Here is a 22,141-nt window from a genome sequence, read left to right as displayed (position 1 = left end):
GCCCGACTTGACCGCAAGAGAAACCTTGCCGATCCCCAGATTGTCTTTGCTGCTAACGCAGGTGGGGATGCTAAGCGAGCAGGTTTGGCGGTCTTTCTGGCCGTTTTTCTCAATTTCCATGGCGCTGTTGGCCGCGCTGATGCTCGGACTGCAGGACCATGTCGGGGTGGAAACCGTTTGGGTCGCGGGGTCGGCGGCGTTGATTGGGCTGTTGGTTGCACTGATCCACGGCGTGCGGCGGTTCCGTATCCCAACACGAAACGAAGCGTTGATCCGGATGGATGAGACCCTGCCAGGGCGTCCTATCCAGGCACTGATGGATGAACAGGCCATCGGCGCGATGGATGCTGATTCTGTGGCCCTGTGGCGGGCTCATCAGGCGCGTATGGCGGAACGTGCCGCACAGGCTGCGCCGGTAAAGCCCGATCTCCGACTGGCCGACCGCGACCCCTATGCTCTGCGGTTCATAGCTTTGCTGGCGCTGGTGATTGCGGTGCTTTTCGGCTCATTTTGGCGCATAGGATCCGTGACAGAGATGACACCGGGTGCAGCCGTTGCCGGTCAGGGACCAAGTTGGGAAGGCTGGGTCGAGCCGCCACGCTATACCGGCTTGCCAACGCTTTATCTGGCAGATCAATCCGACCCGACACTTTCGGTCCCGCAAGGCAGCCGCATCACATTGCGATTCTACGGCGAGGTCGGTGCGCACAGCTTGACCGAAACCTCGACACCGCTGGGCACGGAAGCGGTCACCGACCCTGAACAGGAATTTGTCGTCGAACGTTCGGGCCGAATGACGATAGACGGGCCTTCCGGGCGCGATTGGGCGTTGGAAGTGATCGCAGATACGTCTCCACAGATCACCGTGTCGGACGTTGCCAGATCCGAAGCGGGCGGCCAGATGAAATTGCCCTTTGCGGCCAAAGATGATTACGGTGTGATAGCAGGCTCTGCCCTGATCGAACTGGATCTGGATGCAGTTGATCGGCGCTATGGTCTGATGGCGATTCCAGAACCGCGTGAGGTGATCGAGGTTGAGTTACCGATGCCCATTACAGGCGACCGGGCCGATTTCACCGAGAATCTGATCGAGGATTTCTCACAACATCCCTGGGCGCATCTGCCAGTAAAGATCACTTTGATGGCGCGTGATGCTGCCGATCAGCAAGGGCAGTCTGAACCCTATACAACAGCGCTTCCGGCGCGTCGGTTCTTTGATCCGCTGGCGGCTGCAATCGTTGAACAGCGGCGCGATCTGCTGTGGTCACGGGACAACGCGAAACGGGTATCTCAGATTCTGCGGGCGGTATCGTATCTGCCCGAGGACCTGTTCCGCTCGGATACGGCCTATTTACGCCTGCGGGTGACACTTCGGCGGCTTGAGACATTTACCGAATACGGGTTGAAGCCGACGCAGCAGGAAGAAATCGCGGCCTCACTATGGAAGCTGGCCGTATTGATCGAGGACGGTACGCTTGCCGACGCTCTTGAGCGGATGCGCCGGGCGCAGGAGCGCCTGACGGAGGCGATGCAGAACGGGGCAAGCGACGAAGAGATCGCTGAGCTGATGCAAGAGCTGCGCGAGGCCACCCAGGACTACCTGCAACAGTTACAGCGGTTGGCAGAGCAGAACGGTGAAGAAGGTCAGCAGGGGCAAGACGGAGAATCCTTGCAGATGACGCAGGATGATCTGCAACGGATGATGGATCGAATTCAGGATCTGATGGAGCAGGGCCGTATGGCCGAGGCGCAGCAGGCGCTGGAGGAATTCCAGCAGATGATGGAGAACATGCGCGTCACGCAAGGTCAGGGTCAAGGTCAGCAATCCGAAGGCCAACAGGCGATGGAGGGTTTGGCAGAGACATTGCGCGATCAACAGGGGCTGAGCGATCAGGCTTTCCGCGATCTGCAAGAGCAGTTCAATCCCGGTGCGCAGACTGGTGAAAACCAGGGCAATCAGGGCCGCAATGGCGGTCAGGGCCGTGGGCAGAGCCACGAAGGCCAGGGCGGACAGGGGCAGGGTTCGGACCAGGCTGATGAAGGTCAGCAGGGTCAGGGTTCGCTGGCCGATCGTCAACAGGCCCTGCGCGATGAGCTGGGCCGCCAGCAACAAAACCTGCCCGGTGCCGGTACCCCGGAAGGCGAAGCCGCCCGTGATGCGCTTGGGCGCGCTGGCCGCGCCATGGATGAGGCTGAGCAGGCTCTGCGGAATGACGAGCTGGCTGATGCTATCGACAACCAGTCCGAAGCGATGGATGCGCTGCGGGAAGGGATGCGCTCGTTAGGTGAGGCCTTGGCCCAGAACCAGCAGAATCAACCAGGTCAAGGCAGCCAGGAAGGTGATATGCAAGCCAACAACCGCGATCCGCTGGGCCGCAACCCTGGGGCAAACGGGTCGATGTCAACCGATGAGAGCCTGCTGCAGGGTGAGGACGTTTATCGCCGGGCCCGCGAGTTGCTGGACGAAATTCGCCGCCGGACCGGTGAATCCGAACGTCCCGAGATTGAATTGGAATATCTCAAGCGCCTGCTTGAACGGTTCTGATCAGTTCTGAGAAGCGCCAGCCTGGGTATCCAGCCAAAGCCGGGCTTGATCCACCAAAGACACATAAGGTTTGAGAACTGCATCCGCCTGAGGAACAGCCTCACTGATTTGCGGAGCATTGCCGTAGATCAGGAACAGGATCACACCAAGTATCAAGATCAGAGCGAACCCACGCAGAAAGCCACCGGATTTGCGGGGCGCAGGCGCTGATACCTCGGGTGCATCTGCAGAGGCGTCGCCGCGGAATCCAGAATTGATCGTCTCGACATCGGGCAGGGCGTCACCTTGCCCGGAATCTTTAGCGGTTTCTGTAGCTGTCAGTTCCTTGACCGCCTGTTCGGGGTCTGGTTCCGGCTCGGAAGGTGGATCAAGAGCAAGATCAGGCTGGCTTTCAAGACTGCTACCTTCCTGGGCCCGCAATTCGGCTTCACGTGCGGCTTCTTCCTTCAGAATATCGGCGACCGAAGGATCCACATTGCTGACCGGCGCACCATCCTTTGGTGGGGTTTCGGGCTCGGGCTCGGTCTGGTCGGCGGTTTCTGACTCCGCCGGTGGAACAGCCTTATCCTCGGCAGTCGTTTCATCTGCAGGTTGCTCAACGGCTGGATCCGCCGGATGTTTGGCCTGGAACCACGTTTTCTCGCAATTCGAACACTGAACATCGCGGCCTTCCTCTGGAATGACCTCGTCTGGCACCTCGTATTGGGCACTGCAGTTGGGACAAGTAAGACGCATGCTGCCTCCGGGCCGGGGGTTGGCCTGATAATAGTTTTTTTAAGAATGATATTCCGTTAGAACCAAACAGCAAAGCGCGTTTTCGGTTTCGCGGGCCAAGTGTCACCATTTGGACCCGGTACGGGCATTGAAACCTGAACCGCGCTGGGGCAAGAAGAGCGGCACAAAAATTGGGGGCCCCCGTGATCGAGCTGGACCATGTCAGCTACACCTATGGTGGAGGTGAATTGCTGAGCGACGTATCGCTTAAGCTTCAACCGGGGTCGTTTCATTTCCTGACCGGGCCGTCCGGTGCTGGCAAAACAACCCTGCTAAAGCTCTGCTATGGCGCATTGCTGCCCACATCGGGAAGGCTGAGCGTGTTCGATCAGGATATCGCCCGCCTTAACCGCGATCAGATGGCCCTGATGCGCCGCCGGATAGGTGTGGTGCATCAGGATTGCCGGTTTCTGGATCACATGACTTTGGCCGAGAATGTCGCTTTGCCGTTGATGGTATCCGGTAAGGCGGAAATTGCCGAGCAAACAGATCTGTCAGATCTGTTAAACTGGGTCGGGCTGGGTGCGCGTCTTGACGCGCTGCCACCAGAGCTGTCAGGCGGTGAACGCCAGCGTGCGGCGCTGGCCCGTGCGGTAATGCTGTCGCCGGATGTCGTGCTGGCCGATGAGCCGACGGGCAATGTGGATTGGGAAATGTCTCAGCGCCTTTTGCGCCTGCTGGTCGAATTGAACAAGATGGGCAAGACAGTCTTGATTGCGACCCATGATCTTAGCCTGATCCGTGCGGCGAAAAGCCAGGTGCAGGCGCGTGTTTTGCGCATCTCGCAGCGCCAAATTCAACTGGCGGGGGCGGATCTATGAACATGGAAACCTTCCGCAACCTGTTGAAACGTGATGGTCGTGCCGATCGAGTTGTTCCGCCCACTGGCTATACTGCACATCTCACACTGTTCGTGTCCGGTGCGATGGGCTTTCTTGCGGTGTTCGCGCTGGCTCTGTCATTGGCGTCGGGGCGAGTGGCAGACCGCTGGGCAAGCGAACTTGCCGGCGCTGCCACGGTGCGGATCAATGCCCCGGCCGACCAGATGGCCGCCCAGACTGAAACTGCGCTGATGGTGTTGTCGCAAACACCCGGTGTCGCCTCTGCCCGGGCGTTGACCATTGAGGAGCAGATTGCGCTGTTGTCGCCCTGGTTTGGCCCGGATTTGCCACTGGACACGCTGCCCGTGCCGCAGCTGATCGAAATTGTCGAAGGTGAGCCAGGTCTGGACGCAGCAGGATTGCGCCTGCGTCTTGGGGCCGAGGTGCCCGGAGCCGTTCTGGACGACCACTCGCGCTGGCGCGAACCTTTGGTTGATGCGGCCCGCTCGCTCCGGAGGCTTGGCTGGGTCTCAATCCTTCTGATTGGCGGAGCGACCGCCGCCATGATCACATTGGCGGCCAATGCGTCGCTGGCAGCCAACGCGCAGATTATCGAGGTGCTGCGTCTTGTCGGGGCCCGGGATCGATTTATTGCCAATGCGTTTGTTCGCCGCTTCACCTACCGCGCATTTTTTGGCGCGATGGTTGGTGTGCTGTTCGGAATGACAGGTGTGTTGTTGCTGCCCGAGGCATCGTCGGACGAGGGCGGCTTTCTGACGGGCCTGGGCTTTCAGGGGGCAGGGTGGCTGTTGCCAGCCCTCATCCCGGTACTGGGTGCTGCGGTGGCCTTTCTAGCCACATGGACTGCGGCAAACCGCAAATTGAAGGAGCTTTCGTAATGGCCACTCCAATTCAATGGATCCGCTCACTGGTCTTCATGATCGTGATCTACATGTGGATGCTGGTCCTTGGCCTCGTGTTTGCTCCTTACGCCATGTTTGCAAAGCGCGGAGCGCTGCATGCATGCAAGACCTATGCGCGCACAACCATGTGGCTGGCGCGTTGGATGGTTGGTATTCGATGCGAAATTCGCGGGACTGTGCCAGTGGACGAGGTGGTCATCGGGGCCAAACACCAGTCTTTCCTCGACATCATCATGATCTTTAGCGCGATTCCTCATGGCAAGTTCATTATGAAGCGCGAATTGCTGTGGACGCCAGTCATTGGGCTTTACGCAAGCCGCCTAGGGTGCATCCCGGTCAATCGCGGCAAGAAGGGCGCCGCTGTGGCCAAGATGGTCCAGGATGTGGCGAAGGAATTTACAGAACCTGGCCAGTTGGTGATCTATCCGCAGGGCACCCGTGTCGCGCCAGGCGTTCACAAACCGTATAAGGTTGGAACTGCCGTCCTGTACGAAGGCTTGGGAATCCCTTGCGTACCTGTTGCAACAAATGCCGGAGTGTTCTGGCCCCGAAGCGGCGTGATGCGCAAACCCGGCCTTGCGATCGTCGACTTCCTTGATCCGATCGAACCCGGCGTCGAACGTGCGCGCTTTCTGGACCGATTGGAAGATGTGATCGAGACGCGCTCGAACGCTTTGATGACAGAAGTGGGGTTTGATCCTGATGCAGTTCATTGACGATATCGAAACGCTCGATGGACATTACAGCGCACCGGGCGCCCCATCATTGCGTAAAGTAGCGCACCGGTTGACGCCTCTGTACCGGCAATGGGTCATGGCTTCGCGGCTATGCGTACTCAGTACGGTTGGGCCCGAAGGGGTCGATGGCAGCCCACGTGGCGATGATGGTCCGGTGATTCTGGAACTGGATCCAAAGACATTGGCGATGCCCGACTGGCGCGGAAACAACCGGCTGGACAGCTTGCGCAATATCGTGCGCGATCCGCGTGTGTCCTTGATGTTCATGGTCCCAGGGTCGAACAATGTTGTGCGCGTCAACGGGTCGGCCCGACTGACAGCGGACCAAGACCTTCGAACCCGGTTCGAAAAACAAGGCAGGCTTCCGGCCACCGTGATCGTCATCGACATTACCGAGGTCTACACTCAGTGTGCCCGTGCGCTGATGCGTGCGCGGACTTGGAGCAGCGGGGACGAAGCCGCCATATTGCCGACAATGGGTGAAATCCTGGCCGAAGCGTCAGACGGCGAGGAAGGTGGCACGCAATATGATGAGGCCTGGGGGCAACGCGCCGCAAAAACGATGTGGTAGCCTGTTTACTTATCAAGGTTTGGTCAAAGAATCGTCACACGGATAGGTAAGTAGAGAACCGTGAGGCAAATACAGGTTACAGGAGCCGTCAATGGAGCAGCTTAGTTCAGTTTGGGATTCTTTTCTGAACCACGCCCGCTATGTGTTTACGTCTCCTTTGGATCCCACGAACCGGATTTTCTATGTCTATGTCGGCAGTTCTCTGCTGATTGCCTTCGCCATCTATGCCGTGAAGCGCAGAAACGCGTCACATGTCGACGGTGAGAGCAGCTTTCTGGGGTTTCTGTTTCCCCGCAAGGTCTGGGACCACCCTTCGGCATGGCTCGATATCCGCTATTTCTTTTTCCACAAACTGATCGGGCATTTCCTGATATTGGGTCTGCTGGCCGGATCAGCCGCCTTGTCCTATCAATGGGCAAGCGGTGGGCTTGACCCCAATAACTCACCCCGGGCAGAGCCCTTGGTTGGCTGGTTGGGGGCTTTGGCTACCTTCACCTACATGCTCATTCTATTCCTGATTATGGATTTCATCGGCTACGCAGCCCATTACCTGCAGCACAAGGTCCCGCTGTTGTGGCAATTTCACAAAGTTCATCACAGCGCCGAGGTGATGCACCCGTTGTCGAATTTTCGCGAACATCCGATAGACAATATCCTCTACAATGTTGCGATTGGGTTTGGTGCTGGCGCAGTAACCGGGTTTGCGTTTCGACTGTTAGGGTACCAGCCGAACATGCCGGCATTGCTGGGCGTGCCGGTGCTGATGTTCTTGTTCAATGTCGGAGGCTATAATCTGCGACATTCCCATATCTGGTTGCGTTGGCCGGGTGTGTGGTCGAAAGTTTTTCCCTCGCCGGCGCATCACCACGTGCATCACAGTTGCCACCCGGACCATCTGGACAAAAACTTCGCCTTCATGTTTCCGTTCTGGGATGTGTTGTTCGGCACCTACATCATGCCCGAGGATAACAGGGACGTGAAATTCGGCGTGACCGAGAAGGACAAGGGTCACGAGATGGACACCTGCATGAAGCTCTATTTCCTGCCGTTCAGAGATGCGTGGCGTATTCTGAACAAGAAACGGCGGCCATCGTCTTACCAAGCGCCCGATGCAGATGCCGCCAGTCGCCATTCGGTCAAATAGCGAGCATCTGCGGTGGTTGCCGGCCTGACGTGATCCGCTGATCGCCTGTGCCCGGCAACGCCTTGGCGGTGGTTTCGGCTGGGCATAGTGACGCAAACGCCCTCAAGCCGCGGCGGCTCCGATCTTGGCGATCTTGCTGACCCAGCGGTCCACGTGACCCGGTTTGGGATAACTTGCCCCGGCAAAATAGGTGAACCGGGTCGGCTTGAAGCCAACAAATCCCAATATCTGATCGCGTACCTGGCGGATCAGGGCCTGGCGATAGATCAGGCGCATGAACCAACCCGGCGTATCTGATGTCAGAATGACGCGCGCGGTGCGTCCGCTCAGCATCGGGGCGGGCAATCCAATCTTAGTGGTGTTTCGCGTGTCAAAGGTGCGTCCGGGGATGAACATCCGGTCGATCAGACCTTTGAGTTTTGCGGGCAATCCGCCCCACCACATTGGTGTGGTCAAGACCAGATGCTCGCTCCATTCGAAATCTTGCAATACCTGCTCAAGAACCGGTTCTAGCGGTTTGAAATCGTGATAATTGCCCTGGCCAAAATCAAAGTCGAACTGCATCTCACTCAGATGGACTAGACGTACGTCATGTCCCTTGCCTCGGGCGGCGTCGGCATAAGTTTCAGCAAAGGTCCGCGACAGGCTGCTATCGGCGGGGTGTCCGTCGAGGACGAGTATTTTCTTCGGTTGCATGGGGCTCTCCTGAAAATGACCATGGTCACTTATAGAATCAGAAAATGACCGCGGTCAATAAAAATTTGACCATGGTCAGAAAACATGCGAGCAAACCATATGCAAAAACCACCCCAGAAACGAACTCTCAAAACTCGGGCCCGGCTTTTGGCGGCTGCCGAGGCGCTCATTGAAAACAGCGGATACGAGGCGCTGAGGGTAGAAGAGGTCGTCCAGAGCGCTGGCGTCGCCAAAGGGACGTTCTTCGCGCATTTTCGCGACAAGGATGCCTTGATGGAGCTTCTGATCGCAGATCGGCTGAATGCCTGCCTCGATCAGGCCGAGGCTGGGACAGCGCCCAAATCGGTGAATGATATCATGACCGCCCTGCAGCCGGTTCACAGCTTCATGACATCCGAACGGTATGTCTTTGACTTGTTGATAAGATATTCGGGGGCGACGGCTATCGCCGATATCGGACCGATCGCATATTGCTTTGAGCGCTACTTTCGTGTGGTGATGATGTGGCTTGACGCTGCGGATGTCCGACAGGACATTCCGACCGAGCTGTTGGCCGAAGGTGTTCAGGCCTTTGCCATTCAGGCCATGTCCCTTAAGTTCTGCGCCTTGCACGCCTCGACCGGTTTTACCGACCGGTTGAGGGTCTATCTCGATGCATGGTTGACCCCGGCGACCTAGTCACCGGGGTCCTTTTTTAGCTGTGAATTGGCCCGTCACCGCAGGCCAGGGCCGCCTCACGCACCGCTTCGGAATATGTCGGATGCGCGTGACAGGTCAGCGCCAGATCTTCGGCCGAGGCGCCGAATTCCATCGCCACGCAGACCTCGTGAATCAAATCACCCGCAGCCGGGCCAATGATATGCGCGCCCAGAATGCGGTCGGTTTCCTTGTCTGCCAGAATCTTGACGAAACCATCCGAGGCAAAGTTCGCCTTGGCGCGGCCATTGCCCATGAACATGAACTTTCCGACCTTATAGGCACGGCCCTGTTCCTTGAGCGTCGCCTCGGTCTCGCCGACATTGGCGACCTCGGGCCAGGTGTAGATCACGCCCGGAATGACGCCATAGTTCACATGCCCATGCTTGCCCGCAATCTGTTCGGCAGCGGCCATGCCTTCGTCTTCGGCCTTATGCGCCAGCATCGGGCCTTCGGTCACGTCGCCGATGGCGTAGATGCCGGGGACGTTGGTCTGCCAATCGGCGCCTACCTTGATCTGACCGCGGGGTGTCATTTCAACACCCAAAGCGTCCAGCCCCAAACCATCCGAGAACGGTTTGCGCCCAGTAGCGACAAGGACGGTATCGGCGTCAATCACATGCTCGCTGTCATCCTTCAGCAGCTTATAAGTTACCTTGGCCTTGGTCTTGGTGGCTTCGGTCTTTTGCACCGCAGCACCCATGACAAAGTTCAGGCCCTGTTTCTTGAGGATGCGCTGGAAGGTTTTCTGAACCTCAGGGTCCATGCCCGGGGTGATTTCCTTGAGGAATTCGATAACTGTCACTTCGGCGCCCAGACGGCTGTAGACCGAGCCCAGTTCAAGCCCGATCACACCTGCGCCGATGACGACCATTTTTTTCGGGATTTTTCCCAGCGCCAACGCACCGGTCGAGGTCACGACAACCTTTTCGTCCACTTCGACACCGGGCAGCGCGGATGGCTCGGACCCGGACGCGATGATGATGTTCTTGGCTTCATGCACCTCGTCACCCACCTTGACCTGCCCAGCGGCCGGGATCGAACCCCAGCCTTTCAGCCAGTCGATCTTGTTCTTCTTGAACAGGAATTCGATGCCCTTGGTGTTGCCGTCAATGACTTCGTCCTTATAGGCCTGCATCTGCTTCCAATCGACCGAAGGGCTTTTGCCCTTGAGGCCCATCTTGGCAAAGTTATGTTCGGCCTCGTGCAGCTGATGGCTGGCATGCAACAGCGCCTTGGACGGAATGCAGCCCACGTTGAGGCAAGTGCCGCCCAGCGTCTCACGCCCTTCGACCACGGCGGTTTTCAACCCCAGCTGCGCGCAGCGGATGGCGCAGACATAGCCGCCGGGGCCTGCTCCGATTACGATGACGTCATAGTTTGCCATTTGTCCGGTCCTTGTATTTGGTGGGGTCGGATGCGCTTGTCCGCGCAATGCACCCCCATTGAATAATCTATGCGGCAGCTCGAATCAAAACACAGCTGCCAACAGCATTGCAGTGGTCGCCAGCAGCCCGATCATCCAGATCACCGTACGCCATGGTGTCCAGCCAAATGCATAGGCCGGAACATAGGAAGCGCGTGCGATCAGGTAGACCCAACTACAGGCGGCAGTAAAAGCGCTGGATTGCCCCGAGGTCGTAATGACCAAAGATGCGATAGAGAACAAAACCAACCCTTCGGAATGGTTGCTAAGTGCACGGTGCAGACGTCCCATTGCAGCAGGTTTGTCAAACGGGGTATCACGAGGTCCCAACGCGTGCAGCACATCGACCTTACCGTGGCCAGAGATCAAATAGGCGACAAATTGAGCGACCCAAAGAAGGGCTGCCAGCGACAAGACGGTCAATTCCGTGGTCATTCAGTTTGTTTCCTCGCACTAGGAACGGATGCGATAAATCGGTTTAAACTGGCGTCAGAAGCTTCACCTGAATATGCGCGATCCCGCCACGTTCGTGATGCATGGCCAATTCCTCGGAATCAAAGAAACTCAGGGCCTTTTCAAGATCAACCACCTCAAACATTGCAACGGCATGATCACGCTGATCGGGGTCTTTCCAGATGTGGAGGTCGCGGATACCCGCGGCCTCCCGCATTGGCTTGTCTTCGCGAAACACTTTCAGCCAGACATCAAAATCAGCAACGTCAGCCTGCCAGAGAACATGAGTTGCCATGGTCATAGATCCATCAGCAAGCGGCGTGGATCTTCCAGTGCCTCTTTCACGCGCACTAGGAAGGTCACAGCACCTTTGCCGTCCACGATCCGGTGGTCATAGGACAGAGCCAGATACATCATCGGGCGGATCTTGACCTCACCGTTGATGGCCATCGGACGGTCCTGAATCTTGTGCATACCAAGAATACCCGACTGCGGCGGGTTCAGAATCGGCGAGGACATCAGCGAGCCATAGACGCCGCCGTTCGAAATGGTGAAGGTGCCGCCCTGCATCTCTTCCATGCTCAGCTTGCCGTCACGGGCGCGCCTGCCCTTTTCGGCGATTGCCTTTTCGATCGCGGCAAATGACATCGAATCTGCATCACGGATGACCGGAACAACAAGACCGGTCGGCGTGCCTGCGGCGACACCCATATGCACAAAGTTCTTATAGACAATGTCGGTGCCATCAATCTCGGCATTCACTTCGGGCACTTCTTTCAGTGCATGACAGCAGGCCTTGGTGAAGAAGGACATAAAGCCCAGACGGACGCCGTGCTTCTTCTCGAACTGGTCCTTGTACTGGTTACGCAGGGCCATCACCTCTGTCATGTCCACCTCGTTATAGGTGGTCAGCATGGCGGCGGTGTTCTGGCTGTCTTTCAGGCGCTTGGCGATGGTCTGGCGCAGACGGGTCATGCGCACGCGTTCCTCGCGGCTGGCATCCTGTGCGGCAACGGGTGCGCGTGGTGCTTGGGCCGCTGGTGCAGGTGCCGCCGCTGCGGCCGCCGGGGCGGCGACTGCCTTGGCTACGTCTTCTTTCATGATACGACCATCGCGACCGGTGCCGGTGACCTGATCAGCGGACAGGCCAGCCTCGGCCATGGCTTTTTGGGCCGAAGGCGCATTGGCGACGTCCTTGCCACCAACGGAATCCCCGCCGCTCGCCGGAGCGGCTACGACCGGAGCGGCGGCCGCCCCTGCTGCTGAACCCGAGATCACCGCCAGCTTGGCTGCGGCGTCTACAGTTGCGCCTTCAGGGGCAACGATTTCTGCCAGAACACCCGCCGCAGGGGCGGGAACCTCGACCGAGACCTTGTCGGTTTCCAGCTCACACAGCATCTCGTCCTGTGCGACGCTGTCACCGACCTGTTTGAACCAGGTCGAGACCGTCGCTTCGGTCACGGATTCGCCCAGCGTGGGCACCATCACATCAACGCTGCCGCCCGAGGCTGCCGGTGCTGCGGCAGGCGCAGGTGCGGCGGCTGGGGCCGGGGCGGCACCTTCTCCGGCGACGATTGTTGCCAACAGGGCATTGACGCCTACGGTTTCGCCTTCGGCGGCGACAACCTCACCCATCACGCCAGCGGCGGGCGAGGGGACCTCGACCGTGACCTTGTCGGTTTCAAGCTCGCACAGCATTTCATCGACCGCGACTGCATCACCGGGTTTCTTGAACCAGGTGGCAACGGTGGCTTCGGTAACGGATTCGCCCAGCGTGGGAACACGAACTTCAATGGACATCATTACTTTCCTTCAATGCTCAGCGCTTCGTTCACCAGCGCTTCTTGTTGGGCTTTATGTTGGCTGGCCAGACCCGTTGCAGGCGAGGCCGAGGTGGCGCGGCCGACATAGACCGGGCGGGTATTCTTGGCGCCGATCCGGGTCAGGACCCATTCGATATTGGGTTCGATAAAGGACCACGCCCCCTGGTTCTTGGGCTCTTCCTGACACCAGATGATTTCGGCTCCCTTGAACCGTTCCAGTTCATTGATCAGCGAATGCGCGGGGAACGGATAGTACTGTTCGATTCGCATCAGATAGACATCGTCTATGCCGCGCGCGTCACGCTCTTCCAGCAGGTCGAAATAGACCTTGCCGGAACACATCACGACCCGTTTGATTTTGTCATCCTTGACCAGGGTTGTGTCCGAGTTACCCTTTTGCGCGTCGTCCCACAGCACCCGGTGGAAGCTGGAGCCGGTGGTGAAATCCTCGGCCGTGCTGATCGCCAGCTTGTGGCGCAACAGCGATTTCGGTGTCACCAGGATCAGCGGCTTGCGGAAGGTTCTGTGCAGCTGACGGCGCAGGATGTGGAAGTAGTTCGCAGGCGTCGTGCAGTTGGCTACGATCCAGTTGTCCTGACCACACATCTGCAGAAAACGTTCCAGACGCGAGGACGAGTGTTCAGGCCCTTGCCCTTCGAACCCGTGCGGCAGCAGGGTCACCAGACCGGACATGCGCAGCCATTTGCTTTCGCCCGAGCTGATGAACTGATCGAACATGATCTGCGCACCGTTGGCGAAATCGCCGAATTGCGCCTCCCACAGGGTCAGAGCGTTGGGTTCAGCCAGGGAAAAGCCGTATTCAAAGCCCAGAACCGCGTATTCCGACAGCATCGAGTCGATCACCTCATATTGTGATTGACCAGCCCGGATGTTGTTCAGTGGATAGTACCGCTCTTCAGTTTCCTGATTGATAAAGCCGGAATGGCGCTGGCTGAACGTACCGCGCGTTGCGTCCTGTCCCGACAGGCGAACTGGATAGCCTTCGGTCAGCAATGACCCAAAGGCCAGCGCCTCACCCGTGGCCCAGTCAAAGCCTTTGCCGGTTTCGAACATCTGCTTTTTGTGGTCCAGCAGGCGGCCGACAGTTTTATGGAGTGCAAATCCCTCGGGGGCCCGGGTTAGCGATGCGCCAACCTCGGCCAGGGTTTCTGGTGCAATCGCAGTATCGCCGCGAACATATTCGTCTTTGTTCTTATCCAGATGCGCCCAACGCCCGTCCAGCCAGTCGGCCTTGTTGGGCTTATAGTCTTTGCCGGCTTCGAACTCATCATTCAGATGGGCCTGGAAGGCGGCTTTCATATCTTCGATCTCGCCTTCGGGGATCAACCCGTCCTTGACCAGCCGTTCCGTGTATAGTGACAGCGTGGTCTTATGGGTCTTGATCTTCTTGTACATGATCGGGTTGGTGAACATGGGCTCGTCGCCCTCGTTATGCCCGAACCGGCGATAGCAGAATATATCCAGAACCACGTCCTTGTGGAACTTCTGGCGAAACTCGGTCGCAACCTTGGCTGCGTGTACCACCGCCTCGGGGTCGTCGCCATTCACGTGGAAGATCGGGGCTTCAACCATCAGTGCGATATCTGTGGGATAAGGGCTGGAGCGCGAGAAATGCGGTGCAGTGGTAAAGCCGATCTGGTTGTTCACCACGATATGCATGGTGCCGCCGGTCCTGTGACCGCGCAGGCCGGACAGGCCGAATCCTTCGGCAACGACACCCTGACCGGCAAAGGCCGCATCGCCATGTAGCAGAATGGCCATGACTCTGGTCCGGTCGGTGTCGTTCAATTGATCCTGCTTGGCGCGAACCTTGCCCAGAACAACCGGGTTCACCGCCTCAAGGTGACTTGGGTTGGCGGTCAGCGACAGGTGGACGCTGTTGCCGTCAAATTCACGGTCGCTTGAGGCACCAAGGTGGTATTTCACATCGCCCGAGCCATCCACGTCCTCAGGCTTGAAGCTGCCCCCCTGGAATTCGTTAAAGATGGCGCGGTATGGCTTGGCCATTACATTCGCTAGAATGTTCAGACGTCCGCGGTGTGGCATGCCGATGACAATATCGCTTAGGCCTAGGGCCCCGCCGCGTTTGATGATCTGTTCCATCGCGGGGATCAATGCTTCGCCGCCGTCCAGACCAAAGCGCTTGGTGCCCATGTATTTCACGTGCAGGAACTTTTCGAACCCTTCGGCCTCGACCATCTTGTTCAGGATGGCCTTGCGGCCCTCTTTGGTGAACGCGATTTCCTTGCCATAGCCTTCGATCCGTTCCTTCAGCCAGGCAGCCTCTTCCGGGTTCGAAATATGCATGTATTGCAGCGCGAAGGTGCCGCAATAGGTGCGTTTCACGATCTCGACGATCTGGCGCATGCTGGCCATCTGCAGGCCCAGCACGTTGTCGATAAAGATCGGGCGATCCATATCGGCATCGGTAAACCCATAAGTCTTGGGGTCCAATTCCGGATGCGTGCTGGCAGCCCGCATGCCCAACGGGTCCAGATCGGCGGCCAGATGACCCCGAATACGATAGGCCCGGATCAGCATCAGCGCCCGCAGACTGTCCAAAACTGCGCGTTTAATCTGGTCTTCGCTGACGGCAACACCTTTGTCGGCGGCTTTTTCCTTGATCTTCTTGCCCGCCGCCTTGGCGTCGATCTCGGCCCATTCGCCAGTCAACGCACCGGTCAGATCATCCGTCGGCATCGGCGGCCAGTCGGACCGCGCCCACGAAGGCCCCTCGGCCTCGCGCTGGACATCAGGCGAGGCGTCGCCCATGGCCTTGAAGAACTCGGCCCAGGCGGCATCCACCGCGCCGGGGTTCTTGGTATACTGGGCGTAGAGCTGCTCCAGATATTCGGCATTATGCCCCTGCATAAAGCTTGAGGCGTGGAAGGCAGAGTTGGGCGAATGTTCGGTCATTGTAGGACCTCAAATGCGATTTCGGATTTGGTAGGATTTAGTCTTGCGGATCTTCGGGGTAGTTTCCGGCCTCGAATACCCAGGTCATTCTTCGTCGAACGATGTCTATCGTATCTGCGTCGAAATAATCGGGCACTGGAATGCCTTTTCGTCGTTCGGCCATCGACTTTTCGTGCGGCAATTCAAAGCTGTCTTCCGGCAACCCAAAGGAGCGATAAATCTCTTTCAGATCTGACTGCAGGTTTTCCTTGCGGACGAACTTGTCCACGATCAGCTTGTTGTTGATCGAGACTATCTCCCAGTTATTGCCCCAGGCCTTTGACCGGATGAACTCTTTGAACTGAGCAATTTCGGTCTGCGGGTCTTCCGAGGGCAATCCTTGCTGATGTTTCCGAAAGTGGTAGTCGGATACAGCACGATCGAAAGGATTTCGTACGTTGGCGATCTTTGTATAGGAATCAAAGGTCTTTGACCCAAGATTGGCTCGAACCTGTTTCGCAGGCATATGGTTGCGCCATGCGTATTTGCGCCAAAACTGCCATTTTGGCCGGACCAAACCTGCAGTTTTCCCACGAGCACCGACAATACCGTATTTCGATACGCGGATTTGCCCATTTTCAAGCCGCGGAAGACCGGGTTCTTCGCATAAAGGCTGTAGCGCTATCTCGGTAGAGGTTCCCGCAGTCTTCGTCGTCTTGAGATAGATGAATTTGTGCTCATGGCAAACCAAAACCATGTCAGATGGCCTTTCTGGCCACAGGGGCCGCTTGTAGAGAGTTTACGCTCAGCAGGTTCATTGAGGGACCTCTGAAGGATTGGGACCGTATTGGTTGGTGCCTGGCTGGCTGGGGCGGGTCAGCCACCATAGGACCAGGAGGGGCGACACAAACAGGATCAGAAGCGTCGGAATGACGATCAACAGAGTGGCGCGGGTGAACAGGATGTCCAGATTGCCGCCATGCTGGAAATGCGAGGCGAGGCCGATGCCAAAGACCATCACGGCCCCGGCGCCAAAGAACAGCAGGATTGGCAGCAGCGCATACAGCCCGCTGCGCCCGGTATCATGCATCCGCCGCCAGGCGACGGCCAGATGCGGGAAGAACACGATTAGACCAACAATACCCTGCACAGGCTGCGAAGACGTGACGGACACGGATCTGGACGTCTCGGTTTCAGTCACAGCGACTTGCGTGAAGAACTGCGCGTCGATGATCCCGGCGATGATGCTCCAGATCAGGATGAACAGGAAAAAGAACCAGTATTCGGGCCGCGAGGCTCTCCCTGAGAAGGTGAAGAACTTGGCGAAACAGGTGCGGATGGCGTCAGAGAAGGTCATGGTTGTTGTTTGGCTCATGCCTTGCCCCTAATTTTGGACCGGGCAGTCGAAAACTGACTGGCGGCGTTCAAATAGCAGAAGTGAGCTGCCGACCGAAGTATCGGAAACAAGTCTAGCGGATCCTTCAAATTGCGAGCACCAAAAATCGGCAGCTGCTTGCAACTCTTCATCGTCGACACGAATGCTCAAATAAGTAAATGAGATGTGGTCATCGCCCAATGTTTTTGTCGAGCCACCTGTGACGCCAGGAATGGCGCGAACGATGAATTGATCCATCGGTGCTTCACTAGATGCGTCGGCGCTGGCTAGGTTACCTAAGCAGGCGACCGCTACAACGAGTCCTGCCCAGCGGCATCGCCGGGCAGCGTCCGTCCACCCCGTTTTGCCGAAGGCAAACCAAAGAATTGACGGGCAGGTGCTTCGCACCCACCCGCAGTTGGGCGCCGCCCTCAGCTCATATGGGCAACAGGGAGTCACAGCTCACCCGATCGCTTCCAGCACAGCCTCACCCAGCTGCGCCGGGCTTTCGGCCACGACGATACCGGCTGCGCGCATGGCTTCGATCTTGTCCTCGGCTCCGCCTTTGCCACCGGCAACAATCGCGCCCGCGTGGCCCATGCGGCGGCCCGGAGGGGCCGTGCGGCCTGCGATAAAGCCGGCGGTGGGTTTCGAGCGGCCCTTCTTGGCCTCATCCGCCAGGAACTGCGCGGCTTCTTCTTCGGCCGAGCCACCGATCTCACCGATCATGATGATCGAGTGAGTCTCGTCATCGGCCAGGAACCATTCCAGCACGTCGATATGCTCGGTACCCTTGATCGGGTCGCCGCCGATGCCCACACAAGTGGACTGACCCAGACCCACATCGGTGGTCTGTTTGACGGCCTCATAAGTCAGGGTCCCCGAACGTGACACAACGCCGACCGAGCCGCGCTTGTGAATGTGGCCGGGCATGATGCCGATTTTGCAGGCGTCTGGTGTGATGACACCGGGGCAGTTCGGGCCGATCAGGCGCGAGCTTGAGCCTTCCAGCGCGCGTTTCACCTTCATCATGTCCAGAACCGGGATGCCTTCGGTGATGCAGACGATCACCTCCATCTCGGCATCGATCGCCTCAAGGATCGAGTCGGCTGCAAACGGCGGCGGAACATAGATCACGCTGGCGTTCGCGTCAGTCACATGCTTGGCCTCATGGACCGAGTTGAACACAGGCAGGCCCAGATGTTCCATCCCGCCTTTGCCGGGGGTCACGCCGCCGACCATCTTGGTGCCATAGGCGATGGCCTGCTCAGAGTGGAATGTGCCCTGCGAGCCGGTAAAGCCCTGACAGATCACTTTGGTATTTTCGTCGATGAGGACTGCCATTTGGCGTTCTCCTATTTTTACCATTGATGGGTCAGGTGACCCTTAAGGTATTGGTTGTAGGCTCACGCCCATTCAAACTTTGATCCGTGCGCTGAAGTAGTGTTCGCCGCCGAGTACACCCACGTCCCGGATGCTGATCGGACCCAAGTCGCTTTGCAAAGCGTTAAAAGTCCCATTGACCGTTGATGGATTTTCGTTGGACACAAACACAATTGAGCAGGCAGTATCGGTCAGTTTGACCGAAAGATCTTGTTTCTGATGAAAGTATGTCGTTGTTTTCGAGTTCTGGACAAATCCATTTGCCGCCGCTGCGTCTTCCAAAGCACTGCGTCCCAATTCTGCCTGACCACACAGCGCGCGGAAATACGCCGTAGCTTGTCCGGCCGAGACCGGATTGGCGCCTGGACCCGCGTTTGATGACCGCTTGATTTCTGGCGGGTTCGACGGTGACGTGCTCTCAGTTGTTGTTTGACAGGCGGCCAAGCTAAGCAGTGCGCCTGCAAACAACAGTGGCTTACTGAAAAGACCCACGAATTTACCCCTTAACCGCCTTCACGATCTTCTCGGCACCGTCTTTCAGGTTGTCCGCCGCGATTACGTCCAGGCCCGATGTGTTGATGATCTCTTTGCCCTTCTCAACGTTCGTGCCTTCCAGACGCACGACTAGCGGAACCTGCAGACCGACCTCTTTCACCGCGGCGACAACGCCTTCGGCGATGACGTCACAGCGCATGATGCCGCCGAAGATGTTGACCAGGATGCCTTTAACCTGCGGGTCAGAGGTGATGATCTTGAACGCCTCGGTCACTTTCTCTTTGGTGGCACCGCCACCCACGTCGAGGAAGTTGGCAGGCTCGGCGCCATACAACTTAATAATGTCCATTGTCGCCATCGCCAGACCGGCACCATTCACCATACAGCCGATCTCACCATCCAACGCGATGTAGTTCAGGTCGTACTTAGAGGCTTCAAGTTCCTTGGGGTCTTCCTCGGTCGTGTCGCGCAGCTCGGCAATATCCGGATGGCGGTAGACCGCATTACCGTCAAAACCGACTTTGGCGTCCAGCACTTTGAGGTCGCCCTTGTCGGACACGATCAGCGGGTTGATTTCCAGCATCTCCATGTCCTTCTCGACGAAGGCAGCGTACAGCTGGCTCATCAGTTTGACGCACTGTTTGACCTGCGCGCCCTCCAGGCCCAGCGAGAAGGCGATGCGGCGGCCATGATAGGGCTGATAGCCTGTGGCTGGGTCAACCGAGAAGGACAAGATTTTCTCAGGCGTGGCTGCGGCCACCTCTTCGATATCCATGCCGCCTTCGGTCGAGCAGACGAATGAGATGCGGCTGGTCTGGCGGTCTACCAGCAGGGCCAGGTACAGTTCGCGTTCGATGCCGGAACCGGCCTCGATATAGATGCGGTTGACCTGTTTGCCCGCAGGACCGGTCTGATGCGTGACCAGTGTGCGGCCTAGCATCTTTTTGGCTTCCTCCGCGGCCTCTTCAACCGACTTGGTCAGACGGACACCGCCCTTTTCACCGGCATCGGATTCCTTGAAAGACCCCTTGCCGCGGCCGCCCGCGTGGATCTGCGCTTTGACGACCCAAAGAGGTCCGTCCAACTCACCGGCTGCGGTTTTAGCTTCCTCGGCGCGCAGGACCGCGCGACCGTCGGAAACCGGGGCGCCATAGCTGCGAAGAAGCGCTTTGGCCTGATATTCGTGAATGTTCATCGAAACTGTCCCGTCTGACTACGATTGACCGATATAGGCGTGTCTAAGGGGTAAGTTTAAAGGCTTTTTTGACGTAAAGGAGGTTTTTCACGAAGATTTTCATTATTTGTGATCACAGCTTTTCAGGGTGTGATCACAAAACTTGAGCTGGTATTGAGCGTTGATTCGGCAGGAAATTCACCCAATAGAATATGACGTTTTCAAGCTAGCGCTAACCTATCCGCGTCTGAGGCGGACGATACCCTTTTTCACAGACATCACCAGTTTGCGCAGTTTGCCCAACAAGCCTTTGTCGACCAGTGGTCGGACTTTTTTCGACGCGCCGGGCGTGAGCTGTGCGTCGGCTTCGATAAGGCTGTTGATATGACGTTCGAGATCGGGCCCTACCAAACCGGCGACAGTTCTAGCGCTGTCCAGCCGCTTGTCGTGACGGCTGTGAAATTTGTAGTGATGCAGCAGGCGCGGGGCGCTGTGGAGAAAACCGAACATCTCGGCCTGACGATAATCGAGGAAGTTGTACTCGGGTGGCAGAACTGCCAGTCGCAACGCGCTGGCAAACAGCTTTTCGCGGATCAGCGCCTGATCTGAGGTCAGGTTTTCCGAGATGATAGTCTCTTGTACATCTCGCAGGAAATCCAGCACTGCGTCCGAAGTGCGAATTCCAACCAGCCCGCCATTGAGATGGGGAAATGCGTTGGGCAGCGGAGTTTTCCAAACACGTTGCGCATGGGCCGAGTTGCGCAAAGGGTCATGGACCATCGCGATATCAAACTGCTCTAGGACGGTGAAGATATCCGACATATCTGCCAGACAGCGCACATCGGCATCCAAATAGACCGTCTTTTCGAACCGGGACCGCACAAGGCTTTCGAACTTGGGTCGGAACCAGCTTTTGTCCAGCATGTGGATTTGGTCAAACACTTCTGTTCCCGGGATGTTTTCGAGGTCGGTGAACAGGTCGACCGATACATCCGGCATGGCGACCTTTAACGACCGAGCCGCTGCCACCGCTGTTTCGATGTAATCCTTACCGCTTGCGGCAATGACAAATCCCTGAGACGACATGGCAATCTTCCAAAAAATGACCCGGCCCACCATGGGTGAGCCGGGTTCTGTTTAACCGTATAAGACGGATCAGGCCAGAGAGCTGTCGATGCCTTTGCATGCTTCGATCAGGCCCTTCACGGCGTTGACCGAATTGTCGAAACCGGCCTGCTCTTCTTCGTTGAGCTTGATGTTGACGATACGCTCGATACCGCCTGCGCCGATCACGGTGGGGACGCCGACATACATGCCTTCGACACCCAGCTCTCCGTCGCAATAAGCGGCGCAGGGCAGGACGCGTTTCTGGTCTTTCAGATAGGCTTCGGCCATTTCGATTGCCGATGTGGCAGGCGCATAGAAAGCCGAACCTGTTTTCAGCAGGCCAACGATTTCAGCTCCGCCGTCTCGGGTGCGCTGCACGATTGCGTCCAGTTTCTCTTGTGTGGTCCAGCCCATCTCGACCAGATCGGGAAGCGGGATGCCCGCAACGGTAGAATAACGAACCGAAGGAACCATGGTGTCGCCGTGGCCACCCAGAACAAAGGCAGTGACGTCGCGCATGGACACGTTGAATTCTTCCGACAAGAAGTGGGCAAAACGGCCTGAGTCCAGAACGCCCGCCATGCCGCAGACCTTGTTGTGCGGCATGCCCGAGAATTCACGCAGAGCCCAGACCATCGCGTCCAGCGGGTTGGTGATGCAGATGACAAAAGCATCGGGCGCGTTGGCGGCGATGCCTTCACCGACCGACTTCATGACTTTCAGGTTGATGCCCAGCAGGTCATCACGGCTCATGCCTGGCTTGCGTGGGACACCTGCGGTGACGATGCAAACGTCGGCGCCTGCGATGTCCTCGTAGGACTGGGTGCCTTTCAGCTTGGCGTCGAACCCTTCGGAAGGGCCGGATTCTGCGATATCCAGCGCCTTGCCTTCCGGAGTGCCCTCGGCGATGTCGAACAGCACGACGTCACCGAGTTCCTTCATTGCTGCGAGGTGGGCGAGCGTGCCGCCGATCTGACCTGCGCCGATCAGCGCGATCTTGGGTCTGGCCATTTGGAAAATCTCCGGTCGGTATTGAAATCGCGGTTTTGCTAGTCCTAAAACCGGCGCTGCGCAAGCCTTCT

22 protein-coding genes are annotated in these 22,141 nt (G+C 57.7%); 7 read left to right on the top strand and 15 right to left on the bottom strand.

Going from position 1 to position 22,141, the window contains the following annotated elements; translation table 11 throughout:
• The first annotated feature begins 7 nt into the window (after nucleotides 1-7).
• Nucleotides 8-2,545: a TIGR02302 family protein gene (locus AC2FFF_RS06310; protein WP_281972557.1), complete on the top strand. Its 2,538-nt coding sequence runs from the start codon at nucleotides 8-10 to the stop codon at nucleotides 2,543-2,545.
• Here the strand turns inward: AC2FFF_RS06310 and AC2FFF_RS06305 are convergent, their stop codons facing one another.
• Nucleotides 2,546-3,280 (bottom strand): zinc-ribbon domain-containing protein, encoded by a 735-nt coding sequence (locus AC2FFF_RS06305; protein WP_142635444.1) that lies wholly within the window; start codon nucleotides 3,278-3,280, stop codon nucleotides 2,546-2,548. It abuts the gene before it with no gap.
• 182 nt (nucleotides 3,281-3,462) lie between these two features.
• Between AC2FFF_RS06305 and AC2FFF_RS06300 the strand changes: the two genes are divergently transcribed.
• From AC2FFF_RS06300 to AC2FFF_RS06280, 5 genes are all read left to right on the top strand, one after another.
• On the top strand, nucleotides 3,463-4,140 hold the full coding sequence (locus tag AC2FFF_RS06300; RefSeq protein WP_142635446.1) for a cell division ATP-binding protein FtsE: 678 nt from the start codon (nucleotides 3,463-3,465) through the stop codon (nucleotides 4,138-4,140).
• On the top strand, nucleotides 4,137-5,039 hold the full coding sequence (locus AC2FFF_RS06295; RefSeq protein WP_281972556.1) for a cell division protein FtsX: 903 nt from the start codon (nucleotides 4,137-4,139) through the stop codon (nucleotides 5,037-5,039). Before AC2FFF_RS06300 ends, AC2FFF_RS06295 begins: the two co-directional genes overlap by 4 nt.
• Entirely contained in the window at nucleotides 5,039-5,779 is a 741-nt protein-coding gene (locus AC2FFF_RS06290) for a lysophospholipid acyltransferase family protein (RefSeq protein ID WP_496693568.1), read from the top strand. The genes AC2FFF_RS06295 and AC2FFF_RS06290 overlap by 1 nt, the downstream gene beginning before the upstream one ends.
• Complete coding sequence (locus tag AC2FFF_RS06285; RefSeq protein ID WP_281972554.1) at nucleotides 5,766-6,371, top strand: pyridoxamine 5'-phosphate oxidase family protein; 606 nt, start codon at nucleotides 5,766-5,768, stop codon at nucleotides 6,369-6,371. The genes AC2FFF_RS06290 and AC2FFF_RS06285 overlap by 14 nt, the downstream gene beginning before the upstream one ends.
• A gap of 91 nt (nucleotides 6,372-6,462) precedes the next feature.
• Nucleotides 6,463-7,515 (top strand): sterol desaturase family protein, encoded by a 1,053-nt coding sequence (locus AC2FFF_RS06280; RefSeq protein WP_271948450.1) that lies wholly within the window; start codon nucleotides 6,463-6,465, stop codon nucleotides 7,513-7,515.
• Nucleotides 7,516-7,617: 102 nt separating this feature from the next.
• Here the strand turns inward: AC2FFF_RS06280 and AC2FFF_RS06275 are convergent, their stop codons facing one another.
• Nucleotides 7,618-8,211: an NAD(P)H-dependent oxidoreductase gene (locus tag AC2FFF_RS06275; RefSeq protein ID WP_142635456.1), complete on the bottom strand. Its 594-nt coding sequence runs from the start codon at nucleotides 8,209-8,211 to the stop codon at nucleotides 7,618-7,620.
• 99 nt (nucleotides 8,212-8,310) lie between these two features.
• On the opposite strand from AC2FFF_RS06275, the gene AC2FFF_RS06270 reads away from it, so the two are divergent.
• Nucleotides 8,311-8,889: a TetR/AcrR family transcriptional regulator gene (locus tag AC2FFF_RS06270; RefSeq protein ID WP_142635458.1), complete on the top strand. Its 579-nt coding sequence runs from the start codon at nucleotides 8,311-8,313 to the stop codon at nucleotides 8,887-8,889.
• 16 nt (nucleotides 8,890-8,905) lie between these two features.
• Here AC2FFF_RS06270 and lpdA read toward each other — a convergent pair whose 3' ends face one another.
• From lpdA to mdh, 13 genes are all read right to left on the bottom strand, one after another.
• Nucleotides 8,906-10,294: a dihydrolipoyl dehydrogenase gene (lpdA, locus tag AC2FFF_RS06265; protein WP_142635460.1), complete on the bottom strand. Its 1,389-nt coding sequence runs from the start codon at nucleotides 10,292-10,294 to the stop codon at nucleotides 8,906-8,908.
• An 84-nt stretch (nucleotides 10,295-10,378) separates the two neighbouring features.
• Nucleotides 10,379-10,768: an MAPEG family protein gene (locus AC2FFF_RS06260; RefSeq protein WP_142635462.1), complete on the bottom strand. Its 390-nt coding sequence runs from the start codon at nucleotides 10,766-10,768 to the stop codon at nucleotides 10,379-10,381.
• Between the two features lie 43 nt (nucleotides 10,769-10,811).
• Entirely contained in the window at nucleotides 10,812-11,081 is a 270-nt protein-coding gene (locus AC2FFF_RS06255) for a hypothetical protein (protein WP_142635953.1), read from the bottom strand.
• Between the two features lie 2 nt (nucleotides 11,082-11,083).
• Nucleotides 11,084-12,586 (bottom strand): 2-oxoglutarate dehydrogenase complex dihydrolipoyllysine-residue succinyltransferase, encoded by a 1,503-nt coding sequence (gene odhB, locus AC2FFF_RS06250; RefSeq protein WP_271948445.1) that lies wholly within the window; start codon nucleotides 12,584-12,586, stop codon nucleotides 11,084-11,086.
• Between the two features lie 2 nt (nucleotides 12,587-12,588).
• Entirely contained in the window at nucleotides 12,589-15,546 is a 2,958-nt protein-coding gene (locus AC2FFF_RS06245) for a 2-oxoglutarate dehydrogenase E1 component (protein WP_271948442.1), read from the bottom strand.
• 37 nt (nucleotides 15,547-15,583) lie between these two features.
• Nucleotides 15,584-16,282 carry a sulfotransferase family 2 domain-containing protein gene (locus AC2FFF_RS06240; protein ID WP_281972552.1) on the bottom strand — a complete coding sequence of 233 codons (699 nt, stop codon included), beginning with the start codon at nucleotides 16,280-16,282 and terminating at the stop codon, nucleotides 15,584-15,586.
• Between the two features lie 57 nt (nucleotides 16,283-16,339).
• Nucleotides 16,340-16,882: a DUF805 domain-containing protein gene (locus AC2FFF_RS06235; protein ID WP_425595585.1), complete on the bottom strand. Its 543-nt coding sequence runs from the start codon at nucleotides 16,880-16,882 to the stop codon at nucleotides 16,340-16,342.
• Nucleotides 16,883-16,909: 27 nt separating this feature from the next.
• A complete protein-coding gene (locus tag AC2FFF_RS06230; RefSeq protein WP_281972550.1) occupies nucleotides 16,910-17,158 on the bottom strand; it encodes a hypothetical protein in 249 nt (82 codons plus the stop codon).
• Nucleotides 17,159-17,362: 204 nt separating this feature from the next.
• On the bottom strand, nucleotides 17,363-18,244 hold the full coding sequence (gene sucD / locus AC2FFF_RS06225; protein ID WP_496882889.1) for a succinate--CoA ligase subunit alpha: 882 nt from the start codon (nucleotides 18,242-18,244) through the stop codon (nucleotides 17,363-17,365).
• Nucleotides 18,245-18,316: 72 nt separating this feature from the next.
• Nucleotides 18,317-18,565 carry a hypothetical protein gene (locus AC2FFF_RS06220; protein ID WP_281972548.1) on the bottom strand — a complete coding sequence of 83 codons (249 nt, stop codon included), beginning with the start codon at nucleotides 18,563-18,565 and terminating at the stop codon, nucleotides 18,317-18,319.
• A 214-nt stretch (nucleotides 18,566-18,779) separates the two neighbouring features.
• Entirely contained in the window at nucleotides 18,780-19,973 is a 1,194-nt protein-coding gene (gene sucC, locus AC2FFF_RS06215; protein ID WP_281972547.1) for an ADP-forming succinate--CoA ligase subunit beta, read from the bottom strand.
• 216 nt (nucleotides 19,974-20,189) lie between these two features.
• Complete coding sequence (locus AC2FFF_RS06210; protein ID WP_281972545.1) at nucleotides 20,190-21,038, bottom strand: putative nucleotide-diphospho-sugar transferase; 849 nt, start codon at nucleotides 21,036-21,038, stop codon at nucleotides 20,190-20,192.
• A gap of 69 nt (nucleotides 21,039-21,107) precedes the next feature.
• On the bottom strand, nucleotides 21,108-22,070 hold the full coding sequence (mdh, locus tag AC2FFF_RS06205) for a malate dehydrogenase (protein WP_142635480.1): 963 nt from the start codon (nucleotides 22,068-22,070) through the stop codon (nucleotides 21,108-21,110).
• Between the last annotated feature and the right edge of the window lie 71 nt (nucleotides 22,071-22,141).

It is taken from the genome of Ruegeria sp. YTSA226, assembly GCF_059609905.1.
The sequence above is the reverse complement of the archived record's forward strand: the minus strand, read 5'-3'. Positions and strand labels throughout refer to the sequence as shown.

Excerpts from the sequence above, each read along its gene's own strand:
- AC2FFF_RS06305 (WP_142635444.1), bottom strand. The coding sequence starts at position 3,280 with ATGCGTCTTACTTGTCCCAACTGCAGTGCCCAATACGAGGTGCCAGAC.
- AC2FFF_RS06295 (WP_281972556.1), top strand. The coding sequence starts at position 4,137 with ATGAACATGGAAACCTTCCGCAACCTGTTGAAACGTGATGGTCGTGCC.
- AC2FFF_RS06290 (WP_496693568.1), top strand. The coding sequence starts at position 5,039 with ATGGCCACTCCAATTCAATGGATCCGCTCACTGGTCTTCATGATCGTG.
- AC2FFF_RS06285 (WP_281972554.1), top strand. The coding sequence starts at position 5,766 with ATGCAGTTCATTGACGATATCGAAACGCTCGATGGACATTACAGCGCA.
- AC2FFF_RS06280 (WP_271948450.1), top strand. The coding sequence starts at position 6,463 with ATGGAGCAGCTTAGTTCAGTTTGGGATTCTTTTCTGAACCACGCCCGC.
- AC2FFF_RS06275 (WP_142635456.1), bottom strand. The coding sequence starts at position 8,211 with ATGCAACCGAAGAAAATACTCGTCCTCGACGGACACCCCGCCGATAGC.
- AC2FFF_RS06270 (WP_142635458.1), top strand. The coding sequence starts at position 8,311 with ATGCAAAAACCACCCCAGAAACGAACTCTCAAAACTCGGGCCCGGCTT.
- lpdA (WP_142635460.1), bottom strand. The coding sequence starts at position 10,294 with ATGGCAAACTATGACGTCATCGTAATCGGAGCAGGCCCCGGCGGCTAT.
- AC2FFF_RS06260 (WP_142635462.1), bottom strand. The coding sequence starts at position 10,768 with ATGACCACGGAATTGACCGTCTTGTCGCTGGCAGCCCTTCTTTGGGTC.
- AC2FFF_RS06255 (WP_142635953.1), bottom strand. The coding sequence starts at position 11,081 with ATGGCAACTCATGTTCTCTGGCAGGCTGACGTTGCTGATTTTGATGTC.
- odhB (WP_271948445.1), bottom strand. The coding sequence starts at position 12,586 with ATGTCCATTGAAGTTCGTGTTCCCACGCTGGGCGAATCCGTTACCGAA.
- AC2FFF_RS06245 (WP_271948442.1), bottom strand. The coding sequence starts at position 15,546 with ATGACCGAACATTCGCCCAACTCTGCCTTCCACGCCTCAAGCTTTATG.
- AC2FFF_RS06240 (WP_281972552.1), bottom strand. The coding sequence starts at position 16,282 with ATGGTTTTGGTTTGCCATGAGCACAAATTCATCTATCTCAAGACGACG.
- AC2FFF_RS06235 (WP_425595585.1), bottom strand. The coding sequence starts at position 16,882 with ATGACCTTCTCTGACGCCATCCGCACCTGTTTCGCCAAGTTCTTCACC.
- AC2FFF_RS06230 (WP_281972550.1), bottom strand. The coding sequence starts at position 17,158 with ATGGATCAATTCATCGTTCGCGCCATTCCTGGCGTCACAGGTGGCTCG.
- sucD (WP_496882889.1), bottom strand. The coding sequence starts at position 18,244 with ATGGCAGTCCTCATCGACGAAAATACCAAAGTGATCTGTCAGGGCTTT.
- sucC (WP_281972547.1), bottom strand. The coding sequence starts at position 19,973 with ATGAACATTCACGAATATCAGGCCAAAGCGCTTCTTCGCAGCTATGGC.
- AC2FFF_RS06210 (WP_281972545.1), bottom strand. The coding sequence starts at position 21,038 with ATGTCGTCTCAGGGATTTGTCATTGCCGCAAGCGGTAAGGATTACATC.
- mdh (WP_142635480.1), bottom strand. The coding sequence starts at position 22,070 with ATGGCCAGACCCAAGATCGCGCTGATCGGCGCAGGTCAGATCGGCGGC.